Source organism: Streptomyces sp. NPDC041970 (assembly GCF_055588985.1).
The window spans coordinates 88,073-104,139 of the sequence record NZ_JBVJCD010000015.1 but is presented as its reverse complement, the minus strand read 5'-3'; the positions used below and the strand labels follow the sequence as shown (position 1 = coordinate 104,139).

The window sequence follows — 16,067 nt, the reverse complement described above, 5'->3', positions numbered from 1 at the left end:
CCCCCCCCCCCCCCCCCCCCCCCCCCCCCCCCCCCCCCCCCCCCCCCCCCCCCCCCCCCCCCCCCCCCCCCCCCCCCCCCCCCCCCCCCCCGCCGTGTGTGACGCTGCTTCCATGTCTGTCGCGCGTGACCTGCGCCTGCTGCTGCGCCTGCGGAACTTCCGGCGGCTCCTCACCGTGCGGCTCCTGTCCCAGTCCGCCGACGGCGTCTACCAGGTCGCCCTCGCCGCGTACGTCGTCTTCTCCCCGGAGAAGCAGACCTCGCCCGCCGCCATCGCCTCCGCGATGGCCGTGCTCCTCCTCCCGTACTCCCTGATCGGCCCCTTCGCCGGAGTGCTGCTCGACCGCTGGCCCCGCCGCCAGGTCTTCCTCTACGGCAACCTCCTGCGGGCCTCTCTCGCCTGCTGCACGGCACTGCTGATCCTCGCGACGGCGCCCGACTGGCTCTTCTACGCCTCCGCCCTCTGCGTCACCGCCGTCAACCGGTTCGTCCTGGCCGGCCTCTCGGCGGCGCTGCCGCGCGTGGTCGACGACGAGCGCCTCGTCGTCGCCAACTCGATCTCCCCGACCGCGGGGACCCTGGCCGCCACCGCGGGAGGCGGGCTCGCCTTCCTCGTACGGCTGGTGGCCGACGGCTCCGACGCGGCGGTCGTCCTGCTGGGGGCGGCCCTCTACCTGCTGTCCGCCCTGGCGTCGCTCCGCCTGCCGCGCGCGCTCCTGGGGCCCGACCCCGGCGGGAGTCCGGTGCCCTTGCGGGCGGCTCTGGCGGTCACGGCGCGCGGGCTGGTCGCCGGGCTGCGCCACCTGGCGCGCCGCCCGCACGCCTCCGGGGCTCTGGCCGCCATGACCGTGCTCCGCTTCTGCTACGGCGCGCTCACCGTGGTGGTGCTCATGCTGTGCCGGTACGCCTGGTCGGACACGGAGTCCGACGGGCTGGCCCTGCTCGGACTGGCCGTGGGGGCGTCCGGCGCGGGGTTCTTCGTCGCCGCCGCGCTCACCCCGTGGGCCGTGGAGCGGCTCGGGCGGTACGGCTGGATCGTGGCCTGCGCCGGGACCGCTGCGGTGCTGGTGCCCGCCCTGGGGCTCTCCTTCGCCCTCCACCCGATGCTGATCGCCGCGTTCGTCCTCGGCGTCGTGACGCAGGGCGCGAAGATCGCGACGGACACGGTCGTCCAGACCTCGGTCGACGATTCCTTCCGCGGCCGGGTCTTCTCGCTCTACGACGTGCTCTTCAACGTGTCGTTCGTGGGTTCGGCGGGCGTAGCGGCCCTGATGCTCCCCCCGGACGGCAGATCCGCCACTGTGCTCGGGGCCGTGGCGGCGCTGTACGCCGGCGTCGCGGTGGCCCTGTCCCGTCGCCGCCGCACGGACCTCGCGCGGTGATCGCCCATCGACGCGCTGAGGGGCGATGTTTCACGTGAAACATCGCCCCTCAGCACCCCGCGGCAGGCGATGTTTCACGTGAAACACCACGCCGCCGGACTCAGCCCTGCTGGGCCCACCACTCCTTGAGCGCCGCCACCGCGGCGTCCCGCTCCAGGGGGCCGCGCTCCAGACGCAGCTCCAGCAGGAAGGCGTACGCCTCGCCGATCACCGGGCCGGGTCCGACGTCGAGGACCTGCATGATCTCGTTGCCGTTCAGGTCGGGGCGGATGGAGCTCAGCTCCTCCTGCTCCCGCAGCAGGGCGATGCGCTCCTCCAACCCGTCATAGGTGCGGGAGAGCGCGTTCGCCTTGCGCTTGTTCCGTGTCGTGCAGTCCGACCGGGTCAGCTTGTGGAGGCGTTCGAGGAGAGGCCCGGCGTCGCGCACATAGCGGCGCACCGCAGAGTCGGTCCACTCGCCGTCGCCGTAGCCGTGGAAGCGCAGGTGGAGTTCCACCAGCTTCGCCACGTCCTTGACCAGGTCGTTGGAGTACTTCAGTTCGGTCATGCGCTTCTTGGCCATCTTCGCGCCCACCACCTCGTGGTGGTGGAAGGAGACACGGCCGTCCTTCTCGAAGCGGCGCGTCCGCGGCTTGCCGATGTCGTGGAGCAGCGCGGCGAGGCGCAGCACCAGATCGGGGCCGTCCTCCTCCAGGTCGATGGCCTGCTCCAGGACGGTCAGCGAGTGCTCGTAGACGTCCTTGTGACGGTGGTGCTCGTCACTCTCCAGCCGCAGAGCGGGAAGCTCGGGCAGCACGTGGTCGGCGAGCCCGGTGTCCACGAGGAGACCCAGGCCCTTGCGGGGGTGCGGGGAGAGCAGCAGCTTGTTCAGCTCCTCGCGGACCCGCTCGGCGGACACGATCTCGATCCGCGCGGCCATCTCCGTCATCGCGGTCACGACGTCGGGGGCGACCTCGAAGTCGAGCTGCGCGGCGAACCTGGCCGCGCGCAACATGCGCAGCGGGTCGTCGGAGAAGGACGCCTCGGGCGTTCCCGGCGTGCGCAGCACCCGGTCGGCCAAGTCCTTCAGACCGTCGTGCGGATCGACGAACGCCTTCTGCGGAAGGGCCACGGCCATCGCGTTGACCGTGAAGTCGCGGCGTACGAGATCGTCCTCGATGGAGTCGCCGTAGGAGACCTCCGGCTTGCGCGAGGTCCTGTCGTACGCCTCCGACCGGTAGGTCGTGACCTCGATCTGGTAGCCGTCCTTCTGCGAGCCGACGGTGCCGAAGGCGATGCCGACCTCCCACACCGCGTCGGCCCACGGCCGGACGATCTTGAGCACGTCCTCGGGGCGGGCGTCGGTGGTGAAGTCCAGGTCGTTCCCGAGCCGGCCCAGCAGCGCGTCGCGGACCGATCCCCCGACCAGCGCGAGGTGGAACCCGGCCTCCTCGAATCGACGGGCGAGGTCGTCGGCGACCGGGGAGACCCGGAGCAGCTCACTCACCGCGCGGTGCTGCACCTGGCTCAGTGCACTGGCGTTCTCTTCGTTGGCGTTCGGCACAACAGAAAAGGGTACGTGCCCGGACCGGCCGAGGCGTCACGGTTTGCCGGGGCCCGCGGACCGCCCGCGATCATGTGGCGCGGACCCCAGCACTCCGGCCCGGCGCACCTCGTTACCATGCGGGGACGCAGGATCGACAACGACCGACAGAACCTGACGACGACGAGGGACGGGTACGCGCGTGGCCGAGGCGGCAGACTTCCAGGAGACGCGTCCCTCTCCTGCCCGCCGGTGGCTGCGGCGCACCGCCTCCGCGGTGCTCGGAGCGCCCCTGCTGACCGGCCTGCTGGCCGTTCCGGCCGCCGAGGCCGCGGAACCCGCCAAGGCCCCCACGGGCTCCCGTACGGTCGACGTGTCCCTGAACACCCTCTCCCCGAGCGTCCCCTCGGAGAACGACACCCTGACGATCGCCGGGACCCTGACCAACCAGGGCGCGGAGACGATCAGCAGCGCCGAGGTCGATCTCCGGGTCGGGCCCCGGCTCTCCGGCCGGGGAGAGGTCGACGACGCCGCCAAGCGCACGAAATACGTACCCGGCGTCGACGCCGAGGCCCTCGGCGGGAAGTACACGGTGAAGTTCCCCAAGCTCCGCAGGGGGATCAGTCAGGACTTCACGCTCTCCGTGCCCGTCGACAAGCTGGGTCTGGACGATCCGGGCGTCTACCAGGTCGGCGTCTCGGTCTCCGGCCGCACCGCCACCGACCGCTACGAACAGGTGCTGGGCATCGAGCGCTCGTTCCTCCCCTGGCAGCCGGAGGCGAGCGGGAGCAGGACCAAGCTCACCTTCCTGTGGCCGTTGATCGCCTCCCCGCACGTCACCGCGGAGACGCGCTCGGACGAACAGCAGACGCCCGTGTTCACCGACGACGCCCTGGCGAAGGAGCTGGCGCCCGGCGGCCGACTGGAGCAGTTGGTCTCCCTGGGCAGCCGGTACCCGGTAACCTGGGTCGTCGATCCGGACCTGCTGGCGAGCGTCGCCGCGATGGCCGGGAGGTACGAGGTCGAGTCGGGGGACACGACCGTGCCGGGGAAGAGCCAGGCCGTCGCCAAGCAGTGGCTCACCGCCCTGGAGAAGGTGGTGGAGGACGGAAAGGTGATCGCGCTGCCGTTCGCCGACCCCGACCTCGCCTCCATCGCGCACCGCGGCACGACCGTCTCGGGCACGCTCAGCCATCTGCAGACCGCCTCCACGGTGGCCGCCACCACGGTGGAGACCATCCTCCACGTGAAGCCGTCCACCGACTTCGCCTGGCCCGTGAACGGCGCCGTGGACCCCTCGATCGTCGATGTGGCGACCTCCGCCGGGGCCCACAACGTGATCGCCCGCAGCGACAGCTTCCGGGAAGCGGGGCGGCTGCCGTACACCCCGACCGCGGCCCGGCCGATCGGCGGGGGCACCACCGCGGTCGTCGCCGACGCCCGGCTGTCGACCCTGTTCGACCGCGACATGTCCAGGGCGGAGGCCTCCACCCGCGCGGTGCAGAAGTTCCTCGCCCAAACCCTCTCGGTGACCGAGCAGGCGCCGGACAACGAGCGCAGCATCGTCGTGGCGCCGCCCCGGATGCCGACCGCCGCCCAGGCCCAGACGATGGCCCGCGCCCTGGAGGGGCTGACGGGCAACCGCTGGACGCAGCCGCTCGACCTGGTCGCCGCCGCCGAGGTGAAGCCGGACCCCCGAGCGACCACCAAGGTCCCCAGGTCCTCCGCGTACCCGAAGAAGCTCCGCACCCAGGAGCTGCCCACTCAGGCGTTCCAGGACATCCGGAGCACCCAGGGGTCGCTCGACGGCTTCCAGACCATCCTCACGCAGCCCGAACGCGTGGTGACGCCCTTCGGCAACGCGGTCAACCGCTCGATGTCGACCTCCTGGCGGGGCCGGCCCCTGGAGGCCCAGCAGTACCGGGACGACGTCGGCGGATATCTGCGGGGCCTCACCAACGAGGTCCAGCTCATCGAGAAGTCGGACGTGACCCTCTCCGGGCGCAGCGCGACGATCCCGGTGACGGTGCAGAACAAGCTGGTCCAGGGCGTCGACCGGCTGGTCCTCCGGCTGACCTCGGACAACATCCGGCTCAAGTTCAACGACGACGGGAACATGGCCGAGCTGCCGGTCAGCATCGCGGGCGGGCACAGCCAGTCGGTCAAGTTCGACACGGCGACCAGCGCCAACGGCCGGGCCCGTGTCACCGCCCGGCTGTTCACCGAGGACGGCACCCCGTACGGCGAGGAGATGACCTTCACCGTGAAGGTCTCCGAGGTGACGCCCACCGTGCTGCTCGTGATCGCCGGCGGCCTGCTGCTCCTGGTGCTGGCGGGCGTCCGGATGTACACCCACCGCAAGCGGGCCGTGGCAAGCGACACGGCGGACGGCGCCGGCGGCGAACCCGAGCAGCCGAGTGACCCGGCACCGGACACCGGTCCGGAAAGCGGGGCCCCGTCGGCAACGGGTGAGAAAGTGGACCGTTGAGCGATGTCTGTCGTGGCCGGTCGGCCGGGGACGATGAGGTAGGGGTTTCGATGAACGCGCCGTACGACGGTGACCGCGGACAGGGCGCGGGCGGAGCAGCCTATCCGGGCGGTCCGCCTGTTCCTCCTCCGGACCCGGCCCAGGGCGGCACGGTTCCTCCGGACCCGTATCTCCAGCACGCCTACGAGGACGATCCCTACCGGGCCCACGACCTGACCGCCCAGGACCCGGTGGGCGAGGCCCTCTACGACCGGGCCTCGCACCCCCCGCCGCCCCCCGGCGCCTATCAGGAGCCGCAGCCGCTCTACCAGCAGCCGCCGCCCGCCCCGTACGCCCCCGATCCGCGCATCTGGGCCCAGACCCCACCGCCCGAACCCTCCGGCCCCTCCCGGCACCTCCCGTACGGCGACCACCCGGCGACCACCCAGTTCGTCGGCGTCGACGACCTGGTCACCCGGGCGTCGGACGACCGGGGGGAGACGGACGCCTTCGCCCACCTCTTCCGGGACCAGGAAGGATCGGGACGCCCCCCCGGGCCGCCCGCGCCCCCGGCGGCCCCCGAGCCCGCCCCCGCGCCGCCGCCCGCCAAGAGCGGCGGCAAGGTCTCCGGGCTCCTCAAGTCCAGCGCCGTCATGGCGGCCGGCACCCTCGTCTCGCGGCTCACCGGATTCGTCCGGTCGCTGGTGATCACCGCCGCGCTCGGCGCCGCGATGCTCGGTGACAGCTTCACCATCGCGTACACCCTGCCGACGATGATCTACATCCTCACCGTCGGCGGCGGCCTCAACTCGGTCTTCGTCCCCCAGCTCATCCGGGCCATGAAGGACGACGACGACGGCGGCGAGGCCTTCGCCAACCGCCTGCTGACCCTCGTGATGGTCGCGCTCGGACTGATCGTCGCCCTCGCGGTCTTCGCCGCTCCGACGCTCATCCACATGCTGTCGCCCACGATCGCGAACGACGTCGCCGCCAACAGCGTCGCCGTCACCTTCGCCCGCTACTGCCTGCCCACCATCTTCTTCATGGGCGTGCACGTGGTGATGGGCCAGATCCTCAACGCCCGCGGCAAGTTCGGCGCGATGATGTGGACCCCGGTCCTGAACAACATCGTCATGATCACCACGTTCGGACTGTTCATCTGGGTCTACGGCACCTCCGCCGAGTCGCAGATGGGCGTGGACACCATCCCGCCGGAGGGCATCCGGCTGCTCGGCCTCGGCACCCTGCTCGGGCTGGCCGTCCAGTCGCTCGCGATGATCCCCTACCTGCGCGAGACGGGCTTCCGCTTCCGCCCGCGCTTCGACTGGCGGGGCCACGGGCTCGGCAAGACGGTCAAGCTGGCCAAGTGGACCGTGCTGTTCGTCCTGGCCAACCAGGCAGGGGTCCTGGTCGTCACCCAGCTCTCCACAGCGGCCGGCAAGGCCTCGGGCCACGACGGCACCGGCTTCCTCGCCTACTCCAACGCCCAGCTCATCTGGGGGATGCCGCAGGCCATCATCACCGTCTCCGTCATGGCCGCGCTGCTGCCCCGCATCTCCCGCGCCGCCCACGACGACGATCCGGGCGCGGTCCGCGACGACCTCTCGCAGGGGCTGCGCAACTCGGCCGTCGCCATCGTCCCGGTGGCCTTCTCCTTCCTGGCGCTCGGCCTGCCGATGTGCACCCTCCTCTACGCCTCCAGCGGCGCCGAGGCCGCCCGGTCCATGGGCTTCATCCTCATGGCCTTCGCGCTCGGGCTGATCCCGTACTCCGTGCAGTACGTCGTGCTCCGCGGCTTCTACGCCTACGAGGACACCCGCACCCCCTTCTACAACACCGTCATCGTGGCCGCCGTCAACGCCGCCGCCTCCGCACTCTGCTACGTCGTCCTGCCCGCCCGCTGGGCCGTCGTCGGCATGGCCTTCTCCTACGGCCTGGCCTACGCGGTCGGCGTCGGCGTCGCCTGGCGCCGCCTGCGCAACCGGCTGGGCGGCGATCTGGACGGAGCGCACATCGTGCGCACGTACGCCCGTCTCTGCATGGCCGCGGTGCCCGCCGCCCTGGTCGGCGGCGGGGTCGGGTTCGGGATCCTGGAGCTTCTGGGATCCGGCGCCCTCGGCTCGTTGATCGCGCTGGTCTGCGGTGGCGTCCTCCTGATGGGCACCTTCTTCGTCGCGGCGAAGAAGATGCGCATCGAAGAGGTCAACGGCCTGGTCGGGATGGTCCGGGGACGGCTCGGACGCTGAATGAGCCCCCTGCCGCACAACCATCGCCGGACACCGCGTGTCGTGCATAGCGCCGGAGTGTGGGCACAATTGGCGTGACTGTGCAGAGCTGGCTGGCATCGCGCAACGGATGGGGAGGCAGGAACGACGGTGGCGGAACGTAGCACGGCTGCCGTCGACGTGGCCGACAACGGCGGCGGCGAGCCGCCGACCGCCAAGGCGGACGGGGCCACGACCGACGGGACGGCGCAAGCCGAGAAGACCAAGGGCGCGAGCCCCCAGGACGCCGACCGCGGGCGGGAGCGCTCCGAAACCGTTCCGGCGACGCCCGACCTGCACAGCGGCCACAAGCTCGCCGGGCGCTACCGCCTGGAGGAGTGCGTCACGCGCCTGGACGGGTTCAGCAGTTGGCGGGCGGTCGACGAGAAGCTGCGCCGCGCGGTCGGCGTCCACCTGCTGCCCGCCGACCACCCGCGAGCCCGCTCGGTGCTGGCCGCGGCCCGCTCGTCGGCCCTGCTCGGCGATCCCCGCTTCGTCCAGGTGCTGGACGCCGTCGAGGAGGACGACCTCGTCTACGTCGTCCACGAGTGGCTCCCCGACGCCACCGAGCTCACCGCTCTGCTCGCCGCCGGGCCGATGGAGGCCCACGACGCCTACCAGCTCGTCAGCCAGCTCTCCCAGGCGATGGCCGCCGCCCACCGCGAGGGGCTGGCCCATCTGCGCCTGACCCCCGGTGCGGTACTGCGCAGCTCCACCGGCCAGTACCGCATCCGCGGCCTCGCCGTGAACGCCGCCCTGCGCGGCATCACCGCCGAGCGCCCGCTCCGTACGGACACCGAGGCCATCGGCGCGCTCCTGTACGCCGCGCTGACCCACCGCTGGCCGTACGAGAACGACGCCTACGGACTCGCCGGCCTGCCCAAGGGCATGGGGCTCATCGCCCCGGACCAGGTCCGGGCCGGCGTCCACCGCGGCCTGTCCGAGCTGGCGATGCGCGCCCTCGCCAACGACGGCGCCACCGCGTCCCGCCAGGAACCGCCCTGCACCTCTCCCGAGGAGCTGGCCAAGGCCGTGGCCGCCCTGCCACGCATCCTCCCGCCGGAGCCCACGTTCGCCGCCCCGCCCGCCTACCAGCGCACGACCTACCAGCAGGGCACGTACGGCCGCCCCTCCACGCACCCGTCGGCCATCGCCCAGCCCGTGATGGCCCCTCCGCCGCCGCTCCAGAGCCGCACCGGCCGCGTGCTCAAGTGGACCGTCTCGGCCCTCCTCATCGCCGCCCTGGGCCTGGGCAGTTGGCAGCTCGCGGAGGCCCTGCTCGACCGGGGCAAGGGGTCCGGCGACAGCGGTGTCAACCAGACCGACGAGAACGAGAAGAACAAGGGCAAACTTCCCGCTCCGTCCGCCGAGCCGCTGACCATCGCGCAAGCCACGGAGTTCATGCCGGACGGTTCCGGCATCAAGCAGGGGTCCGTGCCGAACACCGTCGACGGCAGTGCGGCCACGTCCTGGATCACCCCCCGGTACGAGGGCTTCGCCAACTTCGGCAATCTGCCCCAGCGCTCGGGAGGCAGCGGCATCATCCTCGACCTCGGCAAGGTGCGGGACGTCTCCGGCGTCGACATCACCCTGTACCGCAGCGGTCAGACGACGGCCGTGCGGGCTGCGGACGCGGACGCCTCAGCACCGTCCACTCTGGAGGAGTTCGACCAGCCGATCGTCGAGCGGACGGTCGCGGGCAGCACGATCAACGAGAAGCTCGACAAACCCATCCGCACCCGTTACATCCTGGTGCACGTCACCGAGCTCCCCCCGGACGGAACGGGCGGCTACCGCGGCGGCATCACCGACATCACCGTCCTCGGCTGACCCGCAGCCCGTCGGAAAGGCGGGCCGGCCCTCTTCCGGGCCCCGACGAAGGCCAAGGGTTGCGGCCGTCGCTTCCCTGACGGCAGTCTTCTCCCCACCGCACCGCATCGTCGGTGCGGCCCACACGCGACATCGAACCCGGTTCGGAGGGGGAGACGGTGGATTCCGTCCCACCAGAGGCGCCGAGCGACTCGGACCTGCTCGCCCGGCACGTCTCCGGTGACGCCGACGCCTTCGGTGAACTCGTACGCCGCCACCGCGACCGGCTCTGGGCCGTGGCGCTGCGGACGCTGGGGGACAGGGAGGAAGCGGCCGACGCCGTGCAGGACGCCCTGGTCTCCGCCTTCCGGGCCGCCCACACCTTCCGCGGGCAGTCCGCCGTCACCACCTGGCTCCACCGGATCACCGTCAACGCCTGCCTCGACCGGGTCCGCAAGGCGGCCTCCCGCAAGACGTCGCCCGTGGACGACGCCGAGCGGCTCGACCGGCTGCTGGAGCCCCACGAGTCGGCCGAGGCCCCCGCCGTGCGGCAGGACCTCCACCGGCAGCTACAGGAAGCACTGGCCACGCTGCCCGTCGAGCAGCGAGCGGCCCTCGTCCTGGTCGACATGCAGGGCTATCCGGTCGCCGAGGCCGCCGCCATCCTGGAGGTGCCGTCCGGCACCGTGAAGAGCCGGTGTGCCCGCGGCCGGGCGCGGCTGGCGCCCCTGGTCCGCCATCTGCGCGGCGGAACCGGGGAGCGGGACACCGACCGGGCCGACGACGCCGACACGAGGAACCGGACGTCCGGTCCATCCGTCCCACCAGCGTCAGAGCCACGAGATGCGGGAGCAAGCGATCCTGCCGCCACGAAGGGAGGGGGTGGGCGCCCATGACATCCACGGCCGACGCGGCTAAGCACCCGGAGGCATCGGAGATCTCCGACCTCACCGAGGGGCTGCTCTCCCCCTCCCGTACCTCGGAAGTCCTCGACCACATCGCGTCGTGCGCCCTCTGCACGGAGATGCGCGATGCGCTCGACGAGGTCCGCGCACTGCTCGGCGCCCTGCCCGACCCGGAACCGATGCCCGAGGACATCGCCGCACGCATCGACGCGGCGCTCGTGGCCGAGGCCCGCTCCGCCGCGCCCTCCGCGGACGAGCCGGTCGATGTTTCACGTGAAACATCGACCGGTGCCACGTCCACCGCGTCCGCAAGGACCCCTTCCGCTGCGAGCCGCACCGGCGCAGCCGCCCCCGACCGCCCTTCCGCACGCGGACGCGCGGCCACCGGACCGGGGCGCCGTCCCGCGCGCCGCCGCCGCACCGCCCTTCTCGGTGCGGCGTTCGGTGCGGCGATCATCGGGATGAGCGTCCTCTTCGTCCAGGCCCTCGACCCGTCCGAGGACTCCTCGCGGGCGACGGCCGACAGGGGAGTCAGCCCGACGAGGAGCGATGCGTCCGCCTACACGGACGGCACGCTCGAAGCTCAGGTCCGGGATCTGATCAAGGACGAAGCCGCGCCCCGGAGCACGGACGCGCGGAAGATGCCGCCGAACGCCGACGCCCGGACGACCGGCGAAGCCGCCACCCCCGAGGCGGAAACGCTTCCGAACCCCCTCACCGCCTCCTCCGTCCCCGTGCCCGCCTGCGTCCAGAAGGCGACCGGCAGCACCGCGCCGGCACTCGCTCTCGACCGGGGGAGCTACCGGGGTAAGGACGCCTTCCTCGTCGTCCTTCCGCACCCGAGCGACGCCTCACGCGTCGAGGCCGCCATCGTGGCCGCCTCGTGTGCGGACACCGACCCCGAGTCCACCGGGCAGCTCCTGCTCAAGCGCGCCTACGACCGCCCCTGAAGCCGCTACGACCCGATGGGAATGCATCGCCCGTAGGATCGGTTGGGTGGGGTGAGAGTCGTTGAACCGACCCCGTAGGCAGTAGGCAGTCTGCAGAGACGAGGAAGAAACCCGTGAGCGACGTCCGTAATGTGATCATCATCGGCTCCGGACCGGCCGGGTACACCGCCGCGCTGTACACCGCCCGCGCCTCGCTGAACCCGTTGGTCTTCGAGGGCGCCGTCACCGCCGGTGGTGCGCTGATGAACACCACCGACGTGGAGAACTTCCCCGGCTTCCAGGACGGCATCATGGGCCCCGAGCTCATGGACAACATGCGGGCCCAGGCCGAGCGCTTCGGCGCCGAGCTGATCCCGGACGACGTGGTCGCGGTCGACCTCACCGGCGACATCAAGACCGTCACGGACACCGCCGGCACCGTCCACCGGGCCAAGGCCGTCATCGTGACGACCGGCTCGCAGCACCGCAAGCTCGGACTGCCCAACGAGGACGCCCTCTCCGGACGCGGCGTCTCCTGGTGCGCCACCTGCGACGGCTTCTTCTTCAAGGACCAGGACATCGCCGTGGTCGGCGGCGGCGACACCGCGATGGAGGAGGCGACCTTCCTCTCCCGCTTCGCCAAGTCCGTCACGATCGTCCACCGCCGTGACACCCTGCGCGCCTCCAAGGCGATGCAGGAGCGCGCCTTCGCCGACCCGAAGATCACGTTCGCCTGGGACAGCGAGGTCGCCGAGGTCAAGGGCGAGCAGAAGCTCTCCGGTCTGACGCTGCGCAACACCAAGACCGGCGAGACCTCCGAGCTCCCGGTCACCGGGCTGTTCATCGCCGTCGGCCACGACCCGCGCACCGAACTGTTCAAGGGTCAGCTCGAACTCGACGACGAGGGCTACCTGAAGGTCCAGGCGCCCTCCACCCGCACCAACCTGACCGGTGTCTTCGGCGCCGGAGACGTCGTCGACCACACCTACCGCCAGGCGATCACGGCGGCCGGCACTGGTTGCTCCGCCGCCCTGGACGCCGAACGCTTCCTGGCCGCCCTGGCGGACGCGGAGCCGGCCGAGCCGGAGAAGACCCCGGCCGTCTGACCTTCTTCCCCGCACCCCCACCCCGAGAGAGTAAGGAGGACGCCGTGGCCGGCGCCCTGAAGAACGTTACGGACAGCACCTTCGACGAGGTCGTCCTCAAGAGCACGAAGCCCGTGCTGGTGGACTTCTGGGCCGCCTGGTGCGGCCCGTGCCGTCAGATCGCCCCCTCGCTGGAGGCGATCGCGGCGGAGCACGGCGACGAGATCGAGATCGTCAAGCTCAACATCGACGAGAACCCGGACACCGCCGCCAAGTACGGCGTGATGTCCATCCCGACCCTGAACGTCTACCAGGGTGGCGAGGTCGCCAAGACCATCGTCGGCGCGAAGCCCAAGGCCGCGATCCTCCGCGACCTCGAAGGCTTCATCAGCAGCAAGTAGCAGCGCCCCTGCGCGATGTTTCACGTGAAACGGGCCCACCCCGGCAAGGGGACGGGCCCGTTTCGCGTATCCGGACCAGGGAGCCCCAGGGTCGCTCTCAGCGTCCCTGGGCGTGGAGAGCCATGAGACCGCGCCGAGCCGCAGACCGGATCACAGCGGACGCAGCACGGGCTCTTTCTGCACCGCGCCGAGGAGACGGTCGAGGGCCATCTCCACGTCCTCCTTCCAGGAGAGCGTCGTCCGCAGCTCCAGCCTCAACCGCGGATACGCGGGATGCGGACGCACGGTCTTGAAGCCGACCGCCAGCAGATGGTCGGCGGGGAGCACACAGGTCGCCTCCGTGGACCGGGCGTCTCCGAACGCCTCGATCGCTTTGAAGCCCCGACGCAGGGCGTCCTTGGCCACGGTCTGCACCATCACGCGGCCGAGCCCCTGGCTTCGGTACTCCGGCATGATCAGCCCGGTGATGAGCTGAACGGCGTCGGGGGAGACCGGGCTCGTCGGAAAGGCCGTCGAACGGGGGACGTACGCGGGTGGGGCGTAGAGAACGAAGCCGACCGGCACGTCGTCCACGTAGGCCACCCGGCCGCAGGAGCCCCACTCCAGGAGAACCGCGGAGATCCAGGCCTCCTTCTCCAGACCGGGCTTCCCCGCCTTCACCGCCGCTTCCCCGCTCACCGGGTCAAGCTCCCAGAAGACACATGACCGGCAGCGCTCGGGGAGATCCGGAAGGTTGTCCAAGGTGAGTGGTACGAGCCGACGCCCCATGACGGCGATTCCTCATTTCCTTCGCCCACCGCATCACATGCGGAAACGCATCGTATCCACCGGGGATGACGGCGGACACCGAGAGATGGCAAAGGGCGGGCCGTGTTCCGGTGTGCACCGGCCCATGGCCCGCCCTCGACGCACGGGCCTCGACGTGAGGCCCGATGCTCAGCCCTTGCCGTCCTCCTCGGACGCCTCGGCGCCCCTGCGCTCCAGCACGCGGCCCTCGCCCGGCGCGAGGCTGCCGAGAATCCGGTTCAGATCCTCCATCGAGGCGAACTCGACGACGATCTTCCCCTTCTTCTGGCCCAGGTCGACCTTCACCCGCGTCTCGAAGCGGTCCGACAGCCGGGTCGCCAGCTCGCTCAGCTCGGGCGACAGCCGCCCTCCGGCCCGAGGGCCCTTGGGCTTCGACGCCCTCGTGGGCCGCGCGCCCATGACCGCCAGGATCTCCTCGACCCCGCGGACCGAGAGCCCTTCGGCCACGATGCGCTGCGCCAGCCGGTCCTGCTCCTCGGCGTCGTCCAGGGAGAGCAGCGCGCGGGCGTGACCCGCCGAGAGCACCCCCGCCGCGACCTGGCTCTGCACCGGCGGCGACAGCCGCAACAGCCGCAGGGTGTTGGTCACCTGGGGGCGGGACCGGCCGATACGGTCGGCCAACTGGTCATGCGTGCACTTGAAGTCCTTGAGCAACTGGTCGTACGCCGCAGCCTCTTCCAGCGGGTTCAACTGAGCCCGGTGCAGGTTCTCCAGCAGCGCGTCCAGCAGCAGCTTCTCGTCGTCCGTGGCGCGGACGATGGTGGGAATCCGCTCCAGCCCCGCTTCACGGCACGCCCGCCAACGACGCTCCCCCATGATGAGCTCGTAGCGGTCCTGGCCCGCCGGGCGCACGACGACCGGCTGGAGCAGACCGACCTCCTTGACGGAGGTGACCAGCTCGGCCAGCGCGTCCTCGTCGAACACCTCACGGGGCTGGCGCGGGTTCGGAGTGATCGATCCGATCGGCAGCTCGGCGAAGTACGCCCCCGACACGCCAACGCCCTGAACCGGCCGGTCCTCCGGGACGGAGGCAGGCTCCGGCACCAGCGGGGCGGAAGGCAGCGCGGTGACCTTCGCGGCGGCCACCCCGCGCTCCGCCGTACGAACCGAGCCGGCGCCGACCGCCGTGCCGCCCGGGGACGTCCCCACCGGCTTCTCCTGGGGGGCTGCCGGGATGAGCGCACCGAGCCCACGCCCCAGTCCTCTACGACGCTCACTCACTGAAGGCCCTCCGAAACGTTCTGCTGGCTGTTCTGACTGCCCATGTGGGCGTGCTGGGCCTCGTAATGCACCCCGACGCCCCGCAGGGCGATCTCGCGGGCGGCTTCGAGGTAGGAGAGCGAACCACTGGAGCCGGGGTCGTAGGTCAGCACGGTCTGCCCGTAACTCGGGGCTTCCGAGATGCGTACCGACCGCGGAATGCTCGTCCGCAGCACCTCCTTGCCGAAGTGGGTGCGGACTTCCTCGGCGACCTGCGAGGCGAGCCTCGTCCGGCCGTCGTACATCGTCAGCAGGATCGTCGAGACGTGCAGATCCGGGTTGAGGTGGCCCCGCACCAGGTCGACGTTCCGCAGGAGCTGGCCCAAGCCCTCCAGCGCGTAGTACTCGCACTGGATCGGGATCAGCACCTCGGCTCCGGCCACCAGCGCGTTCACCGTGAGCAGGCCGAGCGAGGGCGGGCAGTCGATGAGAATGTAGTCCAACGGCTGCTCGTACGCCTGTACGGCCCGCTGGAGCCGGCTCTCACGCGCCACCAGGGACACCAGCTCGATCTCCGCACCGGCGAGATCGATGGTGGCGGGCGCGCAGAAGAGGCCCTCGACGTCGCGGACCGGCTGGACCACCTCGGAGAGGGGGCGGCTGTCCACCAGGACGTCGTAGATCGACGGGACGTCGGCGTGGTGATCGATACCCAAGGCCGTGGAGGCGTTCCCCTGCGGGTCGAGGTCGATCACCAGGACGCGGGCGCCGTGCAGGGCCAGGGAGGCGGCGAGGTTGACGGTCGTGGTCGTCTTGCCGACCCCGCCCTTCTGGTTGGCCACCACCATGATGCGGGTGCTGTCAGGGCGCGGCATCCCCTCGCCCGTGCGGCCGAGGGCGTCGACCGCCAGTTGAGCGGCACGACCGATGGGTGTGTCGTCCGTCGGGGGCGATGTTTCACGTGAAACATCCTCCCCCGCGGACTCGGTTCGGGGACCGGGGACCGGGTCGGTCATCGGTCCCGCGATGTTGGCGTCGGACCGCAAGGATTCACTCTCCTCGACTTCAGGCTCGCAATGCAGAGAGCCTGCCATGCTTCCGGGGTCGTGAACCAGCGAGGCCCGCTGTTCTGTGGATGAATCGGTGCGTGTGGACAACTCGGCAACCCGTCCGGGTTTGGGGGGGGGGGGGGGGGGGGGGGGGGGGGGGGGGGGGGGGGGGGGGGGGGGGGGGGGGGGGGGGGGGGGGGGGGGAGAAAAAGACGTGGGGGGGGGGGGGACAAGGCACAAAGAACCCC

Annotated in this window: 12 protein-coding genes; 8 read left to right on the top strand and 4 right to left on the bottom strand. The window is 71.4% G+C overall.

Translation table 11 applies throughout. The features are described 5' to 3' along the window. Window positions 1-112 precede the first annotated feature (112 nt). Window positions 113-1,381, top strand: coding sequence for an MFS transporter (locus tag ACZ6EJ_RS11200; protein WP_469266295.1), 1,269 nt, complete (start codon window positions 113-115; stop codon window positions 1,379-1,381). 100 nt (window positions 1,382-1,481) lie between these two features. Here the strand turns inward: ACZ6EJ_RS11200 and ACZ6EJ_RS11195 are convergent, their stop codons facing one another. Then, window positions 1,482-2,924, bottom strand: coding sequence for a CCA tRNA nucleotidyltransferase (locus ACZ6EJ_RS11195; RefSeq protein WP_469266293.1), 1,443 nt, complete (start codon window positions 2,922-2,924; stop codon window positions 1,482-1,484). A gap of 181 nt (window positions 2,925-3,105) precedes the next feature. On the opposite strand from ACZ6EJ_RS11195, the gene ACZ6EJ_RS11190 reads away from it, so the two are divergent. From ACZ6EJ_RS11190 to trxA, 7 genes are all read left to right on the top strand, one after another. Beyond that, a complete protein-coding gene (locus tag ACZ6EJ_RS11190) occupies window positions 3,106-5,391 on the top strand; it encodes a DUF6049 family protein (protein WP_469266292.1) in 2,286 nt (761 codons plus the stop codon). Between the two features lie 50 nt (window positions 5,392-5,441). After that, entirely contained in the window at window positions 5,442-7,616 is a 2,175-nt protein-coding gene (murJ, locus tag ACZ6EJ_RS11185; RefSeq protein WP_469266290.1) for a murein biosynthesis integral membrane protein MurJ, read from the top strand. A 129-nt stretch (window positions 7,617-7,745) separates the two neighbouring features. Next, on the top strand, window positions 7,746-9,464 hold the full coding sequence (locus ACZ6EJ_RS11180) for a protein kinase family protein (RefSeq protein WP_469266288.1): 1,719 nt from the start codon (window positions 7,746-7,748) through the stop codon (window positions 9,462-9,464). 158 nt (window positions 9,465-9,622) lie between these two features. Then, window positions 9,623-10,339 carry an RNA polymerase sigma factor SigM gene (sigM, locus tag ACZ6EJ_RS11175; RefSeq protein ID WP_469266286.1) on the top strand — a complete coding sequence of 239 codons (717 nt, stop codon included), beginning with the start codon at window positions 9,623-9,625 and terminating at the stop codon, window positions 10,337-10,339. After that, entirely contained in the window at window positions 10,336-11,298 is a 963-nt protein-coding gene (locus tag ACZ6EJ_RS11170; protein WP_469266284.1) for an anti-sigma factor family protein, read from the top strand. Before sigM ends, ACZ6EJ_RS11170 begins: the two co-directional genes overlap by 4 nt. Before the next feature lie 113 nt (window positions 11,299-11,411). Next, window positions 11,412-12,383: a thioredoxin-disulfide reductase gene (gene trxB, locus ACZ6EJ_RS11165; RefSeq protein WP_469266283.1), complete on the top strand. Its 972-nt coding sequence runs from the start codon at window positions 11,412-11,414 to the stop codon at window positions 12,381-12,383. 44 nt (window positions 12,384-12,427) lie between these two features. Further along, the gene (trxA, locus tag ACZ6EJ_RS11160; RefSeq protein ID WP_469266281.1) at window positions 12,428-12,763 is read left to right on the top strand and encodes a thioredoxin; all 336 of its coding nucleotides are present in this window, start codon (window positions 12,428-12,430) and stop codon (window positions 12,761-12,763) included. 150 nt (window positions 12,764-12,913) lie between these two features. Here trxA and ACZ6EJ_RS11155 read toward each other — a convergent pair whose 3' ends face one another. From ACZ6EJ_RS11155 to ACZ6EJ_RS11145, 3 genes are all read right to left on the bottom strand, one after another. Then, window positions 12,914-13,531, bottom strand: a complete 618-nt coding sequence (locus ACZ6EJ_RS11155) for a GNAT family N-acetyltransferase (RefSeq protein WP_469266279.1) — start codon at window positions 13,529-13,531, stop codon at window positions 12,914-12,916. Window positions 13,532-13,699: 168 nt separating this feature from the next. Next, window positions 13,700-14,791, bottom strand: a complete 1,092-nt coding sequence (locus tag ACZ6EJ_RS11150; protein WP_469266277.1) for a ParB/RepB/Spo0J family partition protein — start codon at window positions 14,789-14,791, stop codon at window positions 13,700-13,702. After that, window positions 14,788-15,864 carry a ParA family protein gene (locus ACZ6EJ_RS11145; protein ID WP_469266275.1) on the bottom strand — a complete coding sequence of 359 codons (1,077 nt, stop codon included), beginning with the start codon at window positions 15,862-15,864 and terminating at the stop codon, window positions 14,788-14,790. Before ACZ6EJ_RS11145 ends, ACZ6EJ_RS11150 begins: the two co-directional genes overlap by 4 nt. Window positions 15,865-16,067: the final 203 nt, after the last annotated feature.